Annotated in this window: 18 protein-coding genes; 10 read left to right on the top strand and 8 right to left on the bottom strand. The window is 66.3% G+C overall.

Translation table 11 applies throughout. The features are described 5' to 3' along the window. The first annotated feature begins 55 nt into the window (after nucleotides 1-55). Both N0K08_RS03030 and N0K08_RS03025 read left to right on the top strand, forming a co-directional pair. A complete protein-coding gene (locus N0K08_RS03030) occupies nucleotides 56-598 on the top strand; it encodes a molybdopterin-dependent oxidoreductase (RefSeq protein WP_261498531.1) in 543 nt (180 codons plus the stop codon). Nucleotides 599-647: 49 nt separating this feature from the next. Further along, nucleotides 648-2,321: an ABC1 kinase family protein gene (locus tag N0K08_RS03025; RefSeq protein WP_261498530.1), complete on the top strand. Its 1,674-nt coding sequence runs from the start codon at nucleotides 648-650 to the stop codon at nucleotides 2,319-2,321. Between the two features lie 17 nt (nucleotides 2,322-2,338). On the opposite strand, the gene N0K08_RS03020 is transcribed toward N0K08_RS03025, so the two are convergent. The 4 genes from N0K08_RS03020 to N0K08_RS03005 all read right to left on the bottom strand — a co-directional run bounded on the left by N0K08_RS03020 (nucleotide 2,339) and on the right by N0K08_RS03005 (nucleotide 7,612). After that, nucleotides 2,339-3,868, bottom strand: a complete 1,530-nt coding sequence (locus tag N0K08_RS03020) for a M81 family metallopeptidase (RefSeq protein WP_261498529.1) — start codon at nucleotides 3,866-3,868, stop codon at nucleotides 2,339-2,341. A gap of 14 nt (nucleotides 3,869-3,882) precedes the next feature. After that, entirely contained in the window at nucleotides 3,883-4,875 is a 993-nt protein-coding gene (locus N0K08_RS03015; protein WP_261498528.1) for a Bug family tripartite tricarboxylate transporter substrate binding protein, read from the bottom strand. A gap of 197 nt (nucleotides 4,876-5,072) precedes the next feature. Continuing rightward, nucleotides 5,073-6,602, bottom strand: coding sequence for a M81 family metallopeptidase (locus N0K08_RS03010; RefSeq protein WP_261498527.1), 1,530 nt, complete (start codon nucleotides 6,600-6,602; stop codon nucleotides 5,073-5,075). 17 nt (nucleotides 6,603-6,619) lie between these two features. Then, nucleotides 6,620-7,612: a Bug family tripartite tricarboxylate transporter substrate binding protein gene (locus N0K08_RS03005; RefSeq protein ID WP_261498526.1), complete on the bottom strand. Its 993-nt coding sequence runs from the start codon at nucleotides 7,610-7,612 to the stop codon at nucleotides 6,620-6,622. A gap of 129 nt (nucleotides 7,613-7,741) precedes the next feature. Here N0K08_RS03005 and N0K08_RS03000 point away from each other — a divergent pair, with 129 nt between their 5' ends. The 4 genes from N0K08_RS03000 to N0K08_RS02985 all read left to right on the top strand — a co-directional run bounded on the left by N0K08_RS03000 (nucleotide 7,742) and on the right by N0K08_RS02985 (nucleotide 12,204). Then, the gene (locus tag N0K08_RS03000; RefSeq protein WP_261498525.1) at nucleotides 7,742-8,623 is read left to right on the top strand and encodes a LysR family transcriptional regulator; all 882 of its coding nucleotides are present in this window, start codon (nucleotides 7,742-7,744) and stop codon (nucleotides 8,621-8,623) included. 150 nt (nucleotides 8,624-8,773) lie between these two features. Further along, nucleotides 8,774-9,970 carry an acyl-CoA dehydrogenase family protein gene (locus N0K08_RS02995; protein WP_261498524.1) on the top strand — a complete coding sequence of 399 codons (1,197 nt, stop codon included), beginning with the start codon at nucleotides 8,774-8,776 and terminating at the stop codon, nucleotides 9,968-9,970. Between the two features lie 9 nt (nucleotides 9,971-9,979). After that, nucleotides 9,980-11,107 carry an acyl-CoA dehydrogenase family protein gene (locus N0K08_RS02990; protein WP_261498523.1) on the top strand — a complete coding sequence of 376 codons (1,128 nt, stop codon included), beginning with the start codon at nucleotides 9,980-9,982 and terminating at the stop codon, nucleotides 11,105-11,107. A gap of 203 nt (nucleotides 11,108-11,310) precedes the next feature. Further along, the gene (locus N0K08_RS02985; RefSeq protein ID WP_261498522.1) at nucleotides 11,311-12,204 is read left to right on the top strand and encodes a dienelactone hydrolase family protein; all 894 of its coding nucleotides are present in this window, start codon (nucleotides 11,311-11,313) and stop codon (nucleotides 12,202-12,204) included. Here N0K08_RS02985 and N0K08_RS02980 read toward each other — a convergent pair. Together N0K08_RS02980 and N0K08_RS02975 are read right to left on the bottom strand one after the other, a co-directional pair. Then, on the bottom strand, nucleotides 12,185-12,613 hold the full coding sequence (locus tag N0K08_RS02980; RefSeq protein ID WP_261498521.1) for a hypothetical protein: 429 nt from the start codon (nucleotides 12,611-12,613) through the stop codon (nucleotides 12,185-12,187). The two genes, N0K08_RS02985 and N0K08_RS02980, sit on opposite strands and share 20 nt — an antisense overlap. Before the next feature lie 87 nt (nucleotides 12,614-12,700). After that, nucleotides 12,701-13,666: a LysR family transcriptional regulator gene (locus N0K08_RS02975; RefSeq protein WP_261498520.1), complete on the bottom strand. Its 966-nt coding sequence runs from the start codon at nucleotides 13,664-13,666 to the stop codon at nucleotides 12,701-12,703. Between the two features lie 69 nt (nucleotides 13,667-13,735). Between N0K08_RS02975 and N0K08_RS02970 the strand changes: the two genes are divergently transcribed. The 4 genes from N0K08_RS02970 to N0K08_RS02955 all read left to right on the top strand — a co-directional run bounded on the left by N0K08_RS02970 (nucleotide 13,736) and on the right by N0K08_RS02955 (nucleotide 16,955). Further along, complete coding sequence (locus N0K08_RS02970; RefSeq protein ID WP_261498519.1) at nucleotides 13,736-15,208, top strand: acyclic terpene utilization AtuA family protein; 1,473 nt, start codon at nucleotides 13,736-13,738, stop codon at nucleotides 15,206-15,208. Then, nucleotides 15,205-15,576 (top strand): AtuA-related protein, encoded by a 372-nt coding sequence (locus N0K08_RS02965; RefSeq protein ID WP_261498518.1) that lies wholly within the window; start codon nucleotides 15,205-15,207, stop codon nucleotides 15,574-15,576. Before N0K08_RS02970 ends, N0K08_RS02965 begins: the two co-directional genes overlap by 4 nt. Before the next feature lie 50 nt (nucleotides 15,577-15,626). After that, a complete protein-coding gene (locus N0K08_RS02960) occupies nucleotides 15,627-16,628 on the top strand; it encodes a Bug family tripartite tricarboxylate transporter substrate binding protein (protein ID WP_408642894.1) in 1,002 nt (333 codons plus the stop codon). Nucleotides 16,629-16,712: 84 nt separating this feature from the next. Beyond that, the gene (locus N0K08_RS02955) at nucleotides 16,713-16,955 is read left to right on the top strand and encodes a DUF2789 domain-containing protein (RefSeq protein ID WP_261498517.1); all 243 of its coding nucleotides are present in this window, start codon (nucleotides 16,713-16,715) and stop codon (nucleotides 16,953-16,955) included. A 166-nt stretch (nucleotides 16,956-17,121) separates the two neighbouring features. On the opposite strand, the gene N0K08_RS02950 is transcribed toward N0K08_RS02955, so the two are convergent. After that, nucleotides 17,122-18,081 carry a cation diffusion facilitator family transporter gene (locus N0K08_RS02950; protein ID WP_261498516.1) on the bottom strand — a complete coding sequence of 320 codons (960 nt, stop codon included), beginning with the start codon at nucleotides 18,079-18,081 and terminating at the stop codon, nucleotides 17,122-17,124. 218 nt (nucleotides 18,082-18,299) lie between these two features. Then, a complete protein-coding gene (gene fabI, locus N0K08_RS02945) occupies nucleotides 18,300-19,100 on the bottom strand; it encodes an enoyl-ACP reductase FabI (RefSeq protein WP_261498515.1) in 801 nt (266 codons plus the stop codon). Nucleotides 19,101-19,197 lie beyond the last annotated feature (97 nt).

Below are 19,197 nucleotides of genomic sequence, written 5' to 3'. Positions count from 1 at the left end.
CCACAATGGCCGGATGCACAAACGACACTTTTTGGGTGCTGCGGCACTTGGCGGAATGCTGCCTGTGGTCCAGGCCGCGCCGGCGCAGCCGACACGCAAGAGCCCCGGTCTGCTCACGGTCAGCGGGCTGATCGGCAAGTCCAACCGGGGGCCCGTCGATCCGGCGCTCGATCAGTTGCTGGTCAAGCATGGCGTCCAGTTCGACAAGGGCTATGTGCTCAACGCCGAAGCCTTGCGCGGCCTGCCGGTCGTGCACATCCGCACCACGCTCGAATACGACGCCAAGCTGCATGCGCTTTCCGGCCCGCTGTTGACCAGCGTGCTGGAGTTGGCGGGCGTGCCGCCTGCCAGTGAGGTCATGCTCGGGCTCAGGGCGGTGGATGGCTATGTCGTGCCGCTGAGCCTGGCGGATGCGCGCCGCTATCGCATGATCGTGGCCACCGAGATGGACGGTGCACCGCTTGCGCTGGGCGGCCTGGGCCCGCAGTGGGCCGTCTATGAGGCTGATACGCTGGCCGCGTTCAAGGACAAGCCGCTCAAGGAGCGATTCGCGCTGTGCCCCTGGGGGCTGTACAGCATCGAGGTCATGCGCGGCTGAGTGGCGCTGCTGCCTGTTCGCTGCCCATTAGCTGCCTCAAGGAGAGTCCATGGCCATGCTGTACACCGGCATCGTGGCGGTGCGTGATCGCGCCCGTCTGCAGGAAATCGTAGGGATATTGCTCAAGTTCGGCCTGGCCGACGTGGTCCAGGTGCTGGGGCTGTCGCGCTGGGCACCGTGGCGCACGGCCGGCGAGGACGGCGACGCACAGACCCAGGCCAGCCGGCCCGAGCGCGTACGCATGGCCATCGAAGCCCTGGGGCCGACCTTCGTCAAACTCGGCCAGATCCTGGCCACCCGCTCCGACCTGCTGCCCGCTGAATGGACGCAGGCGCTGGAGCAACTGCACCAGCAGGCAGCCGCCCTGCCATGGGACGTGATGCAGGCGCATATCGAAGCCCAGCTGGGTATGCCGATCGAACAGGCTTTCAGCCACTTTGACAAGGAACCGCTGGCGGCGGCCTCCATCGCCCAGGTCTATCGCGCCAGCGTGCTGCGCGACGATGGCACGCCGCGCGAGGTCGTCGTCAAAGTGCAGCGCCCCGGGATTCGCGCAGGCCTGGAGGCCGATGTCCGCCTGCTCAAGCATGTCGCCCTGATGGCGCAGGAGAACTTTGCGCAGCTCGAACGCTACCGCCCCGTGGAAATGGCCCAGCAAGTCAGCGAGGCATTGCGCGACGAACTGGACTTCACCATAGAAGGGCAGCACAACGATCTGGTGGCCGATGCCTTTGCCCAGCAGCCCGACATCGTCATCGCACGTATCGTCTGGGAGCTCAGCGGTCCCGAGCTGCTGGTGCAGGACTTGTTGGCTGGCGTGCCCGCTCACCAGGTGCCGCTGCACCCGGAACTGGACGGCCCGCTGCTGGCCCGGCGCGGCGCCCAGGCGTTCTTGCAGATGGTGCTGCGTGACGGTTTGTTCCATGCCGACCCCCATCCCGGCAATCTGCTGGCCATGTCGGACAATCGCGTGGGCTTCATCGACTTCGGTCTGGTCGGCCATCTTTCCGAGCGGCGGCGCGACCAGTTCCTGGTGCTGTTGCGTGCCATGGTCGAGAGTGATGCCAACGGCCTGGTCATGGTGCTGCTCGAATGGACGGGCGATGCCCAGGCGGACATTGCCTTGCTGGAGTCGGCCGTGGAGCGCTATGTCGCCAAGCGCAATGACAAGCCGCTGTCGCTCGGCGCTTCGATGATGGAATTCATGGGCCTGGCACGCGAGGCCCAGGTGGCCATGCCGGCCGACATGGCCTTGCTTTTCAAGGCCTTGATCACCGCCGATCGCGTGCTGCTGCAACTGGACCCGGAGTTCGACGTGGTGCGCATCGCACAGCCCATGGTCGAGGCGCAGATCAGGGCGCGCTACGCCCCGGAGCGGCTGCTGCGCGAACAGCGCGCGGCCATGGTCCAGCTGTACGAAATGGCCGCGGATGCACCCAAGACATTGCGCCTGTTGATGTACCGCCTGAAGCAAGGCCGCGTGGGCGTGGACATGAACATACGCCATTTGCAGCGCGTCTCGCTGGCCGTGGAGCGCGCCGCCACGCGCATGGCGCTGGCGGTGGTGGCCGGTGCCTTCATTCTGGGCATGGGCCCCACGCTGCTGGCCTGGGATGTGCGCTGGTTCGGGGTGCCTGTCTTCCCCGTGCTCGGCGGTCTGGGCGCCGTGGTCAGCCTTGCCGTGCTGGCGCTGACCATGCGACGGCAAAAGGCCTTGGAGTAGGGACCGTCGGCGCCGTCTCAATCCGCGCTGTGGATCCAGCTTTGCGCATGGGCCAGGCTGGCGTCGGCGTCCAGCGGGTAGATGGGGCGGCTCAGGTGCTGGAACGGGAACAGGCCGTAGTCCGAGCTGCACACCCCCGGGCCGCTGATCAGCACGATGTGGCGCGCGAACGGTTCGAACCCTGCGCGGAAATGCTGGCGTGACTTGAGCAGCACGTACTTGGACTGGGCCGGGTCCACGCCCGCATGGGTGAAGACGCCGGTGTCAAAAGGCTCCTGCGGCCGCTCGGAAATGAAGATGCGCACGCTGCCCACGCGCAGCACGGCCGTGCGTCCCAGGCTCAGGCGCATGCCGGTGAACATCGGGCCGGTGACGGTGTATTCGCCATCGGTGAGGCGCTCGACCACGCCCGTCAGGCGCAGCGGCTGGCCGGTCAGGCCCAGGGCGGGCATGTCGATCTTGCCGCCCAGGTCCACGGTCAATTCGGCGTCCACGCCGTGCTCGAACAGGGTGGCCACCGTCGCGGGGTCGCAGAAGGGGCCGGCGACCACGTCTTCCAGGCCCTGGCGCAGCACTTCCTCGAGCACCGCCATGATGTCCGTGGTGCCGCCGGCGCCGCAGTTGTCGCCATGGTCCACCAGGATCACCGGGCCTTGCTCCAGCGTCTTGGCATAGGCCACGGATTGCGTCACCGGCTCGGCCGGGAAGACGAAATCGGCACGGCGCGACCAGGCCAGATGGCACAGCTCGTCGAGCAGGCGGTTGCCGGCTTGCACCTGATCGCGCTCGGCCACGATGACCACCGAAAGACCGGCATAGGCGATGTCGGACAGCGGGAAGCCGCCGAACACCGAGGCATTGCAGACTTCGCCGTCCCGCTCGGCCTGCATGGCGCGGTCCATGATGTCCTTCATGGGCTGCATGGAAGGGGTCTGGCGCAGCATGTGCGTGAGCATGGGCAGGCGTCGCCACAGCACCACCGGCTGGCTGCGCTTTTCCAGCCGCGCGCGTATGCTGCGGCCCACGCGTGCGCCGGTCTCGTAGATGTCGATGTGCGGGTAGGTGCAGTAGCCGGCGATCACCGTCGCGTGGCGTATCAGTTCCTCGCTGAAGTTGGCGTGGAAGTCCAGGGCCACGCCTATCGGCAGGCCGGCGGGCGTGCTGGCGCGGATGCGGCGCAGCAGCTCGCCTTCGGCATCGGGGAAGCCGTCGACCACCATGGCGCCGTGCAGGTCCAGCAGCACGGCATCGCAGCCCTGGCTGGCGCTGCGCACCACCGTGTCGCACAGGCTCTCGAAGGCTGCGCGCGTCACCAGCCCGCTGGGCACGGCATTGGCGTAGATCGCAAACTCGACTTCGGCGCCCATGTCACGGGCCAGGTCCAGGTAGGCGGCGACGGCGCTGTTCGTGCCTTCGCAGGCCTTGCGGGCCGCGTCGCCGTAGGCCGGACCATCGCTGCCGGTGCCGCGGCGAAAATCGGTCAGCTGCGTGCTGACGGGCGAAAAGGTATTGGTCTCATGGCGGATCAGCGCGACTACAAATTTCATGGCGGGTTCTTCTCTCACTGCTTTTCCAGGCCGGACTTTTCGACCAATACGCGGTAGCGCTGGGTTTCCTGCTGCAGGAAGGTTTTGGTCTTCTCGGGTTCGAGCATGACCGTGTCCAGGCTCAACAAGTCCATGGTCTTGATGAAGTCCGCATCCTGGGTGCCCGTCTTCAAGGCGGCATACAGCTTGTCCACGATGGCTTGCGGCGTGCCGCTGCGCACGACTACGGACAGATTGGCCTGTACGGTCAAGGCCTTGGGATTGCTGTCGTTTTGCGGGACCGCTTGGGGGAATTCCTTGAGCGCCGTGTTCTGCAGCACGGTCACCGGCAGCACGCGCCCGCCGCGCGCATAGGATATTGAAGACCCCACCACATCCAGGTGTGCGTCCGTGTGGCCGCCAATCAGGTCGGCCACGGCCGGTGGCGAGCCGCGGTAGGGAACGATCTCGAATTTCAGGCCGTTTTCCCGGCGCCAGCTGTCCAGCGCCAGGTAGGCGGATCCGCCGATGACGTTCACGCTGATCGATACCTTGCCGGGCTTGGCGCGAATGGCCCGCGTCAGATCGTCAAAGCTCTTGTAAGGCCCCTGGGCGCTGACGATCAGCCAGTGCGGGAAGGTATGCAGTACGGTGATCGGGGTGAAATCACGGTCGCCGTCATAGCGCACATCCTTGAGCAGCCAGCGGTTGATGTTGAGCGTGCCGTCGCTGGCCATGAACAGGGTGTGGCCGTCGGCCGGATCGCGCAGCACGGCCATGGCCCCGGGCACGGTGGCACCGCCCGAGATGTTTTCCACGATCACACTCACCTTGGGGAAGGCCTTGCTCAGCTTGTTGGCGACCAGGCGACCCATGATGTCCACCGTGCCGCCTGGCGGGTAGGGCACCACCACCTTGATGGGTCGACGCGGCCAATCCGCCTCGGCGTGGGCCATGTTCAGGCCCAGCATGGGAGTCAGACAGGTGGTGATGGCCAGGCCCAGAACCTGACGGCGGATATGGTGCATTTTTGTCTCCTATGGATAGGCGTCGACCTCTTGTTGGGTGCGACTGTCCGCAGTATAGGAATGCATTTAGACGCGCGTCTAATATATGTTTGATATGGTCTATATACAGTTTGTATATGGATTGGCGCCGGTGGAAATGCCTTGTCACGGTCTGTGAACAAGGCTGTTTTTCCGCCGTCGCAGTGCGCTATGGCGCGTCAGCCTGCGCTGTGAACCCAGCTTTGTGCATGGGCCAGGCTGGCGTCGTCGTCCAGCGGGTAGATCGGGCGGCTCAGGTGCTGGAACGGGAACAGGCCGTAGTCCGAGCTGCACACGCCCGGACCGCTGATCAGCACGATGTGGCGCGCGAACGGTTCGAACCCTGCGCGGAAATGCTGGCGCGACTTGAGCAGCACGTACTTGGACTGCGTCGGATCTATGCCCGCATGGGTGAAGACGCCGGTGTCGTTGGGCTCCTGCGGCCGTTCGGAAATGAAGATGCGCACGCTGCCCACGCGCAGCACGGCCGTGCGTCCCAGGCTCAGGCGCATGCCGGTGAACATCGGGCCGGTGACGGTGTATTCGCCATCGGTGAGGCGCTCGACCACGCCCGTCAGGCGCAGCGGCTGGCCGATCAGGCCCAGGGCCGGCATGTCGATCTTGCCGCCCAGATCCACCGTCACTTCGGCGTCCACGCCTTGCGCGAACAGGGTGGCCACGGTTTCGGGGTCGCAGAAGGGGCCGGCGACCACGTCTTCCAGGCCTTGGCGCAGCACTTCCTCGAGCACCGCCATGATGTCCGTGGTGCCGCCGGCGCCGCAGTTGTCGCCATGGTCCACCAGAATCACCGGGCCTTGCTCCAGCGTCTTGGCATAGGCCACGGATTGCGTCACTGGCTCGGCCGGGAAGACGAAATCGGCACGGCGCGCCCAGGCCAGATCGCACAGCTCATCGAGCAGGCGGTTGCCGGCTTCGATCTGGTCGCGCTCGGCCACGATGACCACGGACAGACCGGCACAGGCGATGTCGGCCAGCGGGAAGCCGCCGAACACCGAGGCATTGCAGACTTCGCCATCGCGCTCGGCCTGCATGGCGCGGTCCATGATGTCCTTCATGGGCTGCATGGAGGGGGTCTGGCGCAGCATGTGCGTGAGCATGGGCAGGCGGCGCCACAGCATCACCGGCTGGCTGCGTTGTTCCAGCAGCGCGCGTATGCTGCGGCCCACGCGCACGCCGGTCTCGTAGATGTCGATGTGCGGGTAGGTGCAGTAGCCGGCGATCGCCGTCGCGTGGCGTATCAGTTCCGCGCTGAAGTTGGCGTGGAAATCCAGCGCTACGCCTATCGGCAGGCCGGCGGGCGTGCTGGCGCGGATGCGGCGCAGCAGCTCGCCTTCGGCATCGGGAAAGCCGTCGACCACCATGGCGCCGTGCAGATCCAGCAGCACGGCATCGCAGCCCTGGCTGGCGCTGCGCACCACCGTGTCGCACAGGCTTTCGAAGGCTGCGCGCGTCACCAGGCCGCTGGGCACGGCATTGGCGCAGATAGAAAAATCGACTTCGGCACCCATCTCGCGGGCCAGGTCCAGGTAGGCGGCGGCGGCGCTGTTCGTGCCTTCGCAGGCCTTGCGGGCTGCATCGCCATAGGCCGGGCCGGTGCCGCCGGTGCCGCGCCGGAAGTCGGTCAGTTGCGTACTGACGGGCGAAAAGGTATTGGTTTCGTGGCGAATCAGCGCAACAACAAACTTCATGGCGTGACTTTCTTTTCTTATTGCTTTTCCAGGCCGGACTTCTCGATCAGCACGCGGTAGCGCTGGGTTTCCTGCTGCAGGAAGGCCTTGGATTTGCGGGGCTCGTACATCACCGTGCCCAGGCCCATCATGTCCACCGTCTTGACGAAATCCTCGTCCTTGACGCCGGTCTTCAAGGCCGCGTAGAGCGCGTCCACGATGGGTTCCGGCGTGCCGCTGCGCACGACCACGGACAGGTTGACGCGCGCCGTCAAGGCCTTGGGGTTGCGGTCGTTTTGCGGGATGGCCTGCGGGAATTCCTTGAGCGGCGCGTTCTGCAACACGGTCACCGGCAGCACGCGGCCGCTGCGCGCATGGGTCATGGACGAGCCCACCACGTCCAGGTGCGCATCGATGTGGCCGCCGATCAGGTCGGCGACGGCCGGTGGCGAGCCGCGGTAAGGCACGATCTCGAAGTTCAGGCCGTTTTCCCGGCGCCAGTTGTCCAGCGCCAGGTAGGCCGCTCCGCCCACGGTGTTCACGCTGATCGATATCTTGCCGGGCCTGGCCCGAATGGCTTTGACCAGATCGTCAAAGCTCTTGTAGGGGCCCTGGCCGTTGACGATCAGCCAGTGCGGGTAGGTCACGAAGACCGAGACCGGCGTGAAATCACGGTCGCCGTCATAGCGCACATCCTTGAGCAGCCAGCGGTTGATGTTGAGCGTGTTGTCGCTGGCCATGAACAGGGTGTGGCCGTCGGCCGGATCGCGCAGCACGGCCATGGTTCCGGGCACGGTGGCGCCGCCGGTGATGTTTTCCACCACCACGCTGACCTTGGGGAAGGCCTTGCTCAGCTTGTTGGCCACCAGGCGGCCCATGATGTCCGCGGTGCCGCCTGGCGGGTAGGGCACGACGATCTTGATCGGGCGGCGCGGCCAATCCGCCTCGGCATGGGCCATGTTCAGGCCCATCATGGGAGTCAGACAGGTGGTGATGGCCAGGCCCAGAACCCGACGGCGGATGTGCTGCATTTTTGTCTCCTGTGGATAGGTATTGGCCTCCTTGAGGAGGCTACCGGGCGGAGTATAGAAATGCAGATCAATATCGTCTAATATATATTGAGTATGTTTATATATAGTTAATGTATGGATGAGCACCGGTTGAAATGTTTTATCGCGGTCTACGAGCAGGGCAGCGTTTCCGCGGCTGCACAGCGGCTGCACATGACCCAGCCGCCCCTGAGCATCCTGCTGCGCAAGCTGGAAGACGAGCTGGGCGTGGGCCTGTTCGACCGCAGCGGGCACCGCCTGGTGCCCACGGCGACGGGAGAGCTGTTCTATCTGCGTGCCAAGGCCTTGCAAGCCAGCCTGCAGGCCATGCGCCGCGAGTTGCTCGAAGCCGAACAGGGCTCGCGCGGCACGGTGCACATAGGCTGCGCCACGGCGGCGAGCCTGTTCATCATGCCCGGCGTCATGGAGCACATCGCGGCCAGCGGTTTGAAGATCACGGTCCATGTGCATGAAGGCGAGACGGGCTACATGCTGCAGCGCCTGCGCGAGCGCAGCCTGGACCTGATCATCTGCCGCAGCCAGTACACGGCGCCCGAACTGGAAAACCAGGTGATCATGGACGAGCCCTTGCGGCTGGCCCTGCCGCCAGGCCATCGGCTGCATGACCGCGCCCAGGTGCATATCGGCGAGCTGCGCGATGAGCGTTTCCTGCTGCACAGCTCCTTGCTGGGTTCTGGCATTTCCGACATGCTGCTGCGCGCCTGCCAGGACGCGGGATTCACGCCCGACGTGGTGTACTGGGGCGTGGAAACGCTGCCCATGCTGTTGATGGTGCAAAAAGGCCTGGGCGTGGCCTTTGCGCCGGACAGTTTTTCCCAATTGGGCATGCAGGGACTGCCGCGTCTGGTGCCGCTGGACGATCCGGCCTTGCGCACGCACCTGAACATCATCTGGCCGCGCCACCATCCCCTGCCGCCCGCGGCCGAGCGGCTCAAGGCCATCATCCTGGAGCGCTTCGCGGCCCAGGGCTGAGGCGGCAGGCGCCTGCCGATTGGGTTTGCGTAAGCCCGCCTTAGCCATTTAGAAAGCGGCAAACACGGGCCTTCCCGCCAAAATGGGTCCCACACATCGTGGCGGGCTTGCGCTTCATCCGGCCCGTCCATTCATACAGGGGACAAGATCATGGATTTGCACTTTACGGGCGCAGAGCAGGCTTTCCGCGAGGAAGTTCGCGCCTTCGCGCAGGCCAAGCTGCCTGCCGATATCCGCGCCAAGGTACTCGGCCACCAGCGCCTGGAGAAGGAAGACTACATCCGCTGGCACCGCATCCTGCATGCGCAAGGCTGGGGCGCGCCCACCTGGCCCAAGGAGTTCGGTGGAACCGGCTGGAATGCGCTGGAGCGCCTGATCTTCGAAATCGAGACTTTCCATGCGGGCGCGCCACGCCTGCTGCCTTTCGGGCTCACCATGATCGGCCCGGTGCTGATGAAATACGGCAGCCCCGAGCACCAGCAGCGCTTTCTGCCGCGCATTCCGACCATCGAGGATTTCTGGTGCCAAGGCTATTCCGAACCGGGCTCTGGCTCGGATCTGGCATCGCTCAAGACGCGCGCGGTCCGGCGCGGCGACAGCTACATCGTCAACGGCCAGAAGACCTGGACCACCATGGCGCACTTCGCCGACTGGATCTTCTGCCTGGTGCGCACCGACAGCGAAGCCAAGCCGCAGGAAGGCATTTCCATGCTGCTGATCGACATGAAGACGCCGGGTGTGACGGTGCGACCCATCCACACGCTCGACGGCGGCCACGACGTCAACGAAGTGTGGTTCGAGGACGTGGAAGTGCCGGTGGGCAATCTGCTGGGCGAGGAAAACCGCGGCTGGACCTACGCCAAGTACCTGCTGGGCCATGAGCGCACCGGCATTGCCGGCATAGGCCACTGCCACCGTGAGCTGCGACAGCTCAAGCACTATGCGGCGCAGACCACCGACGGCGCCGGCCGGCCGCTGCTGGAAGACGTCCGCATGCGCGACAAGATCGCCCGCGTCGAGATGGATTTGATGGCGCTGGAGATGCTGCTGCTGCGCGTGGCCGCGCAAGCCGCCGGGCGCGGCCCCGGGCCGGAGGCCTCCATGATCAAGATCCGGGGCTCGGAGCTGCAGCAGGACATTGCCATGCTGCAAATGGAAGTGGCCGGCCCCAACGCCTGGCCTTATTCCCCGCAGTGGCTGGAGCCTGGCGCGACCCAGCCGGTGAGCGGCCCGGACTGGGCGGCGCCTGCCGTATCGACGTACTTCGACATGCGCAAGACCACCATCTATGGCGGCACCACCGAAGTGCAGAAAAATATCATTGGCAAGATGGTTCTTGGTTCTTGAGGAGGCAGCATGGACTTCACCTATAGCGAAGAGCAGCAGATGCTGGCGGACAGCCTGCGCCGCTTCATCGATACCGAATACACCTTTGAAAAGCGCCGGCGCAGCGCCCGTGGCGGCAACAGTTTCGACCGTGCGATCTGGTCGTCGCTGGCCGAGATGGGCGTGCTCGGCCTGGGCATCTCCAGCGCATACGGCGGCTTCGGCGAAGGCGCCGCCAGCCAGCTGGTCGTGCAGCGTGAACTCGGTCGCGGCCTGGTGCTCGAGCCGGTCACCCCCAGCGCCGTGATGGCCGCCGCCGTGCTGAGCGCTCACGCCAGCGCGGCCCAGAAAGACCAATGGCTGCCTGCCATCGCCAGCGGCGAGCGCATCGTGACCCTGGCCTACCTGGAGCCCACCACGCGCTACCGTCCCGAGAGCGCGCGCGCCAGCGCCGAGCGCCAAGGCGAGGGCTACGTGCTCAACGGCAGCAAATGCCTGGTCTGGCATGGGGAAGTCGCCGACGCCTTTCTGGTGACCGCCCGCGTGGGCGGCAGCAAGGATGTGGCGCTGTTCCTGGTGCCGCGCGACGCCGCGGGCCTTGCCTGCCGCGGCTACCCCACCATGGACGGCCTGCGCGCCGCCGATCTCGTGCTGGAGAACGTCGTGTTGGGCGCCGAGGCCATGGTCGGACAGGCGGCCGACGGTCTGGCCGCGCTGGAGCACGGCCTGGACCATGGCATTGCCGCGCTGTGCGCCGAAGCCTCCGGCGCCATGGAAAAGCTGATCGACATCACCGCGGATTACCTGGGCGCGCGCCAGCAGTTCGGCAAGCCGCTGGCCACGTTCCAGTCGCTGCAGCACCGCATTGCCGAGATGCTGCTGCAAAAGGAGCTGGCGCTGTCCATGGCCTACGTGGCCGCCCAGGCCCTGGATGAAACCGACCCGGCGCAACGCCGCCGCATGCTGGCCGCCGCCAAGGTGACGGTGGCCAAGGCGGGCCGCTTCGTGGGCCAGCAAGCCGTGCAATTGCATGGCGGCATGGGCATGACGGACGAGCTGACGGTGGGCGATTACTTCAAGCGCCTGACCATGATCGACCCGCTGTTGGGAGACAGCGACTACCACCTGCAACGCTTCGGCGAAGCGATGGCGGCCTGAGCGTCGAGCGAGTGCGTTGAGAATCCTCCCCGGTCGCAAGACGGGGGAGGATTTTTGTTGGCGGCAGGCCCGCTCGCCGCAGGGCGCTGGGGCGGTCTGTCTCAACGGTTTATTGCGCGCGCGCATTTGCTTGGTTTAATGCAGGTCGGAAAGTTCGTCGCGCAAATACCTTCCCCCTGTTTTCATCCTTTTCAGGAGCTGCCATGTCCTCTCGTCTCACGGCCTCGGATTTCGACCAGGAACTGTTGATTCTTTTTGATGCTTACGTGCATGGCGACATGGACCGGCGCAGTTTTCTCGGCCAGGCGCAGCGCTATGCCAAGGCCGGCGTCACGGCCGCGGGCCTGCTGGCGGCGCTGAGCCCCAACTTCGCCGCGGGCCAGCAGGTTCCGGCCAACGACAGCCGCATCACAACGCAGAAAGTGTCGGTGCCTTCGCCCCTGGGCCACGGCCACATCAACGCCTATCTGGCGCGCCCGGCGTCCGCGGGGACTGCGCGCCTGCCCGTGGTGCTGGTGGTGCATGAAAACCGGGGCCTCAATCCGCACATCGAAGACATCACCCGCCGGCTGGCCCTGGATGGATTCATGGCGCTTGCGCCCGATGCGTTGACGCCGGAAGGCGGCTATCCCGGCGATGAGGAAATGGCGCGGGCCCTCTTCGGTCAGCTCGAGCAGGCCAAGACGCGCGAGGACTTTCTCGCCGCGGCGCATTGGCTGGCCGCACGCCCGGACGGCAACGGCAAGCTGGGCGTGGTGGGCTTTTGCTATGGCGGCGGCATGGCGCATTGGCTGGCGACCCGCATGCCCGATTTGCGGGCCGCCGTGCCCTTCTATGGCAACACGCCCGAGGCCGCATTGGCGGCCCAGGTCAAAGCGCCTTTGCTGGTGCATCTGGCCGGCGTCGACGAGCGCATCAATGCCGCCTGGCCGGACTACGAAACCGCGCTCAAGAAGGCCGGGGCGAAGTTCAAGGTGCACCACTATCCTGGCACCCAGCACGGCTTCAACAACGACACGACGCCGCGTTATGACGCAGCGGCCGCGAAGCAGGCCTGGGAGCGCACGGTCGCTTTCTTCACGGCCCAGCTGGCTTGAGGTCGACAGGCCCGAACAGGCCCCCGGCGTCGAGCATCTCGTAGGCGATTTCAGGGTGCAGCTCCAGGCTGCGCTTGATCGCTGCCGGAATGGACTGGCGCGTCTTGCGGCACAGGCCGGGCTGCTCCTCGACCAGGATGGTGATGCCGCGCAGGCTGCGCACTTCGCGCCCGCTGGTGCTGATCTGCAGGCGCAGGCCGATCTGCTGCTCCATGAGGTCTTGCATGTGGTGCAGGTCGGCGAGGCTGCTGATGTTTTCCAGTCGCAGCACCAGGCGTTTTTCGTCTTCGCGCGTCAGGCGCATGATGCGCAGATCGCCCAGCGGGTCCTGCAGCAGCGCATCGCGCCCGCAGGTGCAGGCCCCGGGCGGGCATTCGGTGCGGATGGGGAAAAGGGGCGGTGTGGTCATCATGGGCACTTCCGTCCGGCGTCTGGGGTGGCTAGCTGAAGCCATCATAGCCAGACGCCCCCACTTTGCGTTGCCAGCGAGGGTTTGTCAGCGCTTGGTACGGCGGCGGCGGGCTGCAGGCGCTTCGGTCCGCAGCTCCAGTGGGCGCTGCAGCAAGGCTTGCAAGGACTGGTGGGCGCTGTCATAGAACGTCTGCGCGGCCGGACCCAGGCTCTGGTGGCGGTGGCGCACCCAGTAAATCGTGCGCGAAGGCGCTGGGCCGTCGAGCCGGCGGATGGCGATGTCCGGGTCCTGGAAATACGCCAGCGACAGCGCGGGCACCAGGCTCACGCCCAGGCCGGCGCGCACCATGCCCATCACCGTGGCCAACTGCTCGACTTCCATGCAGGTTTGCAGCAGCGGCTGCTGGAAGACCCGTGCCTGCCACTGCTCCACGCCGGCGCGCACGCTGGTATGGGCTGCCATGTGAATGAAGGGCACGCCCTGCAGTGCCTGCGGCGTGACCGGGGCCTGCGACTGCGCCAAGGCATGCGTGCGCGGGCACACCAGGTAAAAAGCTTCTTCGGCCACGGCCGCCGCGTGCAGGTCGGGATGCCGCGACGGGGCCGTGCACAGCGCCCAGTCCGCCTGGCCTTGCTGGACGCTTTCCAGGCAGGGCGTGTTCAAGGCATCGCGCACCTGCACGCTGATCCGGGGGTGGACCTGCGCAAACTGCGTCAGCACGGACGGCAGCCAGTGGGCCGCCAGCGACGGCAGCAGCGCCACCGTCACGCGGGTCGCGCGCAGCTGCGCGGCCCCTTGCAGGGATTGCACGGCCTGATCGATGGAGGCGAGCAGCCGCTGGGCGTGGGGCAGGAAATCCTGGCCGGCAGGCGTCAGCTCCACATGCCGGGTGCTGCGCTCGAACAGCTGTGACCCCAGCCCTTGCTCCAGGCCCTGTATCAGCGCGCTGAACGCGGGCTGGGACAGGCAGCACTGTTGCGCGGCACGCGTGAAGCTCAGGTGCTGGTGCAAGGCCTCGAAGGCCTGGAGCTGCCGGGTGGTGAGGTTCATAGGTTTTACGGATCAATTAATCCAAATCATCGAATTTACAGCATAAAAAGCCTTGTCTATATTTCCCCCATGGCGACGACAACCCCCAACCCCCTGCTGACTTCCTGGCCTTGCGCGCCAGCCCATGGCTCCACGCCCCGCGGCGCGCTGCTGGTGGGCTGCGGCGCGGGATTTTCCGGCGACCGAACCGACGCCGCCCGGCCCGTGGTCGATGCCTTGATGGCGTCGGGGCAGCCGGCGGTGCTGATTTTTGAAACCCTGGCCGAGCGCACGCTGGCGCTGGCCCAACTGGCGCGCGAGCGCAACCCGCTGGCGGGCTACGAGCCGCTGCTCGCCGACCTGCTGCGGCCGGTGCTGGCCGATTGCCTGGCCCATGGCATACGCATCGTCAGCAATTTCGGCGCGGCCAACCCCGCGGGCGCCGCGGCCTGCATCGCGGCACTGGCGCAGGAGTTGGGCATTCGCGTGCCGCGCATGGCCCTGGTCCATGGCGACGACCTCATGGGCGCGGAGCATGCGCAGGCCTTGCAGCAGGCCTGCGGCGCCGACTGGCCCGCGGCCCGGGTGGTCAGCGCCAATGCCTATATCGGTGCCCAGCCCATCGCCGAGGCCTTGCAGGCCGGCGCGGAAATCGTGATTGCGGGGCGCGTGGCCGACCCGGCCCTGGTGCTGGGGCCGGCCGTGGCCTGGCATGGCTGGGCCTGGGACGATTGGGACCGGCTGGCGCGCGGCACCATGGCCGGCCATCTGCTCGAATGCGGCGCCCAGGTCTGCGGCGGCTACTTTGCCGATCCGGGCTACAAGGACGTGCCCGATCTGGCCCATGTGGGCTTTCCCATCGCCCGTATCGAGGCCGACGGCGAATGCACCATCAGCAAGCCGGACCACACCGGAGGCCTGATCAACGCCCGGACCGTCAAGGAGCAGTTGCTTTACGAAGTGCACGACCCGGCCGGCTATCTGACGCCGGATGTGGTCGCGGACATCAGCCTGGCGCACGTCACCGAAGTCGGTCCCAACCAGGTGCGGCTGGCAGGCGTGCGCGGCCATGCGCGGCCCAGCCATCTCAAGGTCAACGTCTGCAGCGAAGGCGGCTGGCTGGCGGAAGCCGAGATCTCCTATGCCGGCGCCCATGCGATGGCGCGGGCCCAGCTGGCCCAGCAGGTGATTGCCACGCGCCTTGCGGGGCTGGGCGCCATCCGCTGCGACTTCATAGGCGTGACCAGCGTGCTCGGCGACGACCAGAGCCAGTGGCTGGCGCAATTGCCGGCCGCCGGCAGCGGGCTGGCCGAAGCCTTGAATGCGCCGCGCGATGTGCGCGTGCGCTGGGCCTGGGAGCAGCCCACGGCGCAGCAGGCGCAGCAGCTGCTGCGCGAAGTCAATGCGCTCTACACCTGCGGGCCGGGCGGCGGCGGGGGCGTGCGCACCCAGCTGCGCTCGCGCCTGTCCACCGTCTCCTGCCTGTTGCCACGCGATCTTGTCCACTGCGGCTGGCGCTGGTGGAATCCCGCCATGCCGGCCTTTGCCCCGGAGAGCCCATGAATTCGTCCGAACCCCTTGGCGTGCCCTTGTACCGCGTGGCCCACGGCCGCACCGGCGACAAAGGCAACCGCAGCAACATCAGCGTGATTGCCTACCACCCGGCGCTGTGGCCCGTGATCGAGGCCCAGGTCACGCCCGAACGCGTGGCCGCGCACTTTGCCGCGCGCCGGCCCAGCCAGGTGCAGCGTTATGCCTTGCCGCTGCTGCAGGCCTTGAATTTCGTCATCGACGATGTGCTCGATGGCGGCGTCAACAGCGCGCTCAACCTCGACAGCCACGGCAAGGCCCTGGCTTTCGATCTGCTGCAGATGCCCATCGCCTTGCCGCGCGAGCTGCTGGTCCATTGCCAGGGTCCGCAGCCGTTCTGAGTCCGATTTCCCCTGTGCACCTGACGACATTACATAAAAGGAGACAAGACATGAGCACCCCCATCCACCCGAATTCCGCGCGTCGCTGGGCCCTTGGCGCCGGCATGGCCGCCGTCCTGGCCGTGGCCGCGCCTGCGGCCTTTGCCCAGAATGCGACCAAGTACCCCGGCAAGACGCTCACGTTTGTCGTGCCGTTCGCGGCCGGCAGCGCCACCGACCAGATCGCCCGCGCCCTGGGCCAGGCCTTGACCCAGGAAACGGGCCAGGCCGTGGTGGTGGAAAACAAGGGCGGCGCGAGCGGCATGCTGGCCGCCCAGAGCGTGGCGCGCGCGCCGGCCGACGGCTATACGGTGCTGATCACGACCAACACCACCCACGCGGCCAACGAGCATTTGTACAAGAAGCTGCCCTACGACCCGGTCAAGGATTTCGCGCCGGTCACGGGCCTGGGCAAGGGCGGTCAGCTGCTGGTGGTGAACGCCGCCGCACCCTACAAGAGCGTCAAGGAACTGGTGGATTACGCCAAGGCCAACCCCGGCAAGCTGTCGTTCGGCAGCGGCAGCTCTTCGAGCCGCATGGCCGGTGAAATGCTCAAGCAGCTCGCGGGCGTGGACATTCTGCATGTGCCCTACAAGAGCAATCCGCTGGCGCTCACCGACCTGCTGGGCGGCCAGATCGATCTGATGATCACCGACGTTTCCACCGGCGTGCCGCAGGTGCAGGCCGGCAAACTCAAGGCCCTGGGCTTTTCCACGCAGGAGCGCAGCCCCATGCTGCCCGATGTGCCGACCATCGAGCAGGCCGGCATCAAGGGCTACAACATGGGTTACTGGTTCGCGGCCTATCTGCCCGCGGCGACGCCGCCGCAACTGGTCAGCCAGCTGAGCAATCTGCTGGGCAAGGCCGTGGAGAGCAAACAGGCCGCGGGCTTTTATGCCCAGTCGGGGACCAGCCGCTGGCATGGCACGCCCGATGAGCTGGCCAAGTTTCAAGCCCAGGAGACGGCCAAGTGGGGCAAGGTCATTCAGGCGGCCGGCATTCAGCCGGAGTGACCGGGGCTTTCCTGCACAATGGTCCCAGGACTGCGCATTTCCGATGCGCAGTCATCCACTGCTAGCAAGAAAAGGATTTGGGCCATGGACACGACAACCCCCCGATTTACGGCGCTTTTTTCCCAGCTGGGCCTGGCCGATGACCCCGCGGGCATCGCCGAGTTCATTCGCGCCCACGCGCCGCTGGACCCGGCCGTGCGGCTGGAAGACGCGCCTTTCTGGACGCCGGCCCAGGCCAGCCTGCTGCGTGAAGAGTTGCAGGAAGATGCGGAATGGGCCGAAGTGGTTGATCAGCTCAATGCGGCGTTGAGGGGAAGCACCCCCTGAGCGACTTCGCGGCAGGGGCCGTCCCCCGCTCCCCCCTCTCAACCTGCGGAGGAGGGGGGCGACACCATCGCTGCGGGGCGGCCCTTGCTCGGTGTCCCCATGCTGGGGCGCGCCAGTTTCATCGGCCGCGAGCGATGCGAGCGCTCGGGGAAATAACCCCAAGTCCTCAATGCGGGCCCTGCAGGCTGCCTGGCGGGTCGACCTGCACGGTCACGTGCTCGATGGCGTGGTGCTCGCGCAGTTGCCGGGCCACTTTCTGCGGCAGCGTGAGCGGGTCGGTGCCCGGCGCGGGCGTCACGTGGACGGTGGCGATCACCCGTTCGTCGGTCAGCGTCCAGGCATGGAAATGGCCGACTTCGGCGACTTCGGGCAGGGCGGCGATGCCGGACTGCGCGGCTTCGACATCCATGCCGCGCGGCACGGCCTGCAGCAGGATCAGTAGCGAGTCCGAGACCAGGCTCCAGGCCGAGCGCACGACCAGCACCGCGACCAGCACGGACAGAATGGGATCGAGCACGGTCCAGCCCGTGAGCAGAATGCCTATGGCCGCGGCGATCGCCCCCACCGAGCCGAGCAGGTCGCCGATCACATGCAGCAGCGCGCCGCGCAGGTTGCCGTCGCCCTGGTGGCCGCGCATCAGCACCCAGGCGCCGGCCATATTCACCAGCAGGCCGATGACGGCCACGGTGAGCATGGGCCCGGCCATGACTTCGGTCGGGCTGCGAAAGCGCGCCACCGCCTCCCAGACAATCCAGGCCACGAGCAACAGCAGCGAAGCCCCGTTGGCCAGCGCCGCCAGCACCCGCACGCGGTGAAAGCCATAGGTGCGCAGCTTGTCGGGTGCGCGCGCTGCGATGCGGTAGGCGATCAAGGCCAGCAGCAGCGCAGCCGCATCGGACAGCATGTGACCGGCATCGGCGATCAAGGCCAGCGACCCCGACAGCCAGCCACCGACGGCCTGCACCGCCGCATAGACCAGCGTCATCACAAACACAAACTGAATGCGCCGCGCGTTGGCGGCCGTCACGGAAGGCACGTGCCCGCCAGGACCGTGACTGTGACCGGCATGGTCGTCGTCATGGTCATGGTCATGGTCGTCATGCGGGCGATGGTCGGCAGAGGGCATGGGCAAAGTCCAGGCAAGACATGAAAAAAGCCATGGGCGTTGCCGCCCATGGCCTTGATTCTGACAGCGGCGCGCCGCAGCCTCTGAAACTGGCGCGCCCCAGCAAGGGGACACCGAGCAAGGGCCGCCCCGCAGCGATGGTGTCGTCCCCCTCCACCGAAGGTTGAGAGGGGGAAGCCGGGGCGGCCCAAGCCGCGTAAGCGGCTCAGGGGGTGCTTTTAGACTTGATCGGGGCTCAGGCCCGCCGTCTGGCTGAAGCCGCAGTCCACGTAAGTGATTTCCGCGGTCACGCCCGATGCCAGGTTGGAGAACATGAAGGCGGCGACATTGCCCACGTCTTCGGTGGTCACGTTGCGGCGCAGCGGCGAGGCATCGGCCACGCGGCCCAGCAGCTTGCCGAAGTCCTTGATGCCGCTGGCGGCCAGGGTCTTGATCGGGCCGGCCGAAATGCCGTTGGCGCGGATGCTGCGACCGTCTTCGGTGCGGCCCACGGCTTCCGCCAGGTAGCGCACCGAAGCTTCGAGCGATGCCTTGGCCAGGCCCATGGTGTTGTAGTTGGGGATGGTGCGCAGCGCGCCCAGGTAGGACAGTGTCAGCAGCGACGACTTGTCGTTGAGGTAGGGCAGGGCTGCCTTGGCCATGGCCGGGAAGCTGTAGGCGCTGATGTCGTGGGCGATGCGGAAGTTCTCGCGGGTCAGGCCGTCGAGGAAGTTGCCGGCAATCGCTTCGCGCGGTGCAAAGCCGATGGAGTGCAGGAAGCCGTCAAACTTGCCCCAGGTCTGGCCCAGGTCGGCAAACAGTTTTTCGATTTGCGCGTCGTCGCCGACATCGCAGTCAAAAATCAACTTGGAGTCGAAATCGGCGGCAAACTCGGTGATGCGGTCCTTGAAGCGCTCGCCGACATAGCTGAACGCCAGTTCGGCGCCTTGTTCGTGGCAGGCCTTGGCGACGCCGTAGGCGATGGAGCGGTTGGACAGAACGCCCGTGATCAGGAGTTTTTTGCCGGTGAGGAAACCCATTGTTTTTCTCCAGAAAGTAGGTGGAAATGCGTCGAGCGCAAAAGTCTGTGGGGTGCGGCAATCAGGCGATTGCCGCCATTGGTTCTAGCCTAGGGCA

It is taken from the genome of Acidovorax bellezanensis (assembly GCF_025421555.1).
Classification (GTDB): Bacteria; Pseudomonadota; Gammaproteobacteria; order Burkholderiales; family Burkholderiaceae_C; genus Comamonas; species Comamonas bellezanensis.
The sequence above is the reverse complement of the archived record's forward strand: the minus strand, read 5'-3'. Positions and strand labels throughout refer to the sequence as shown.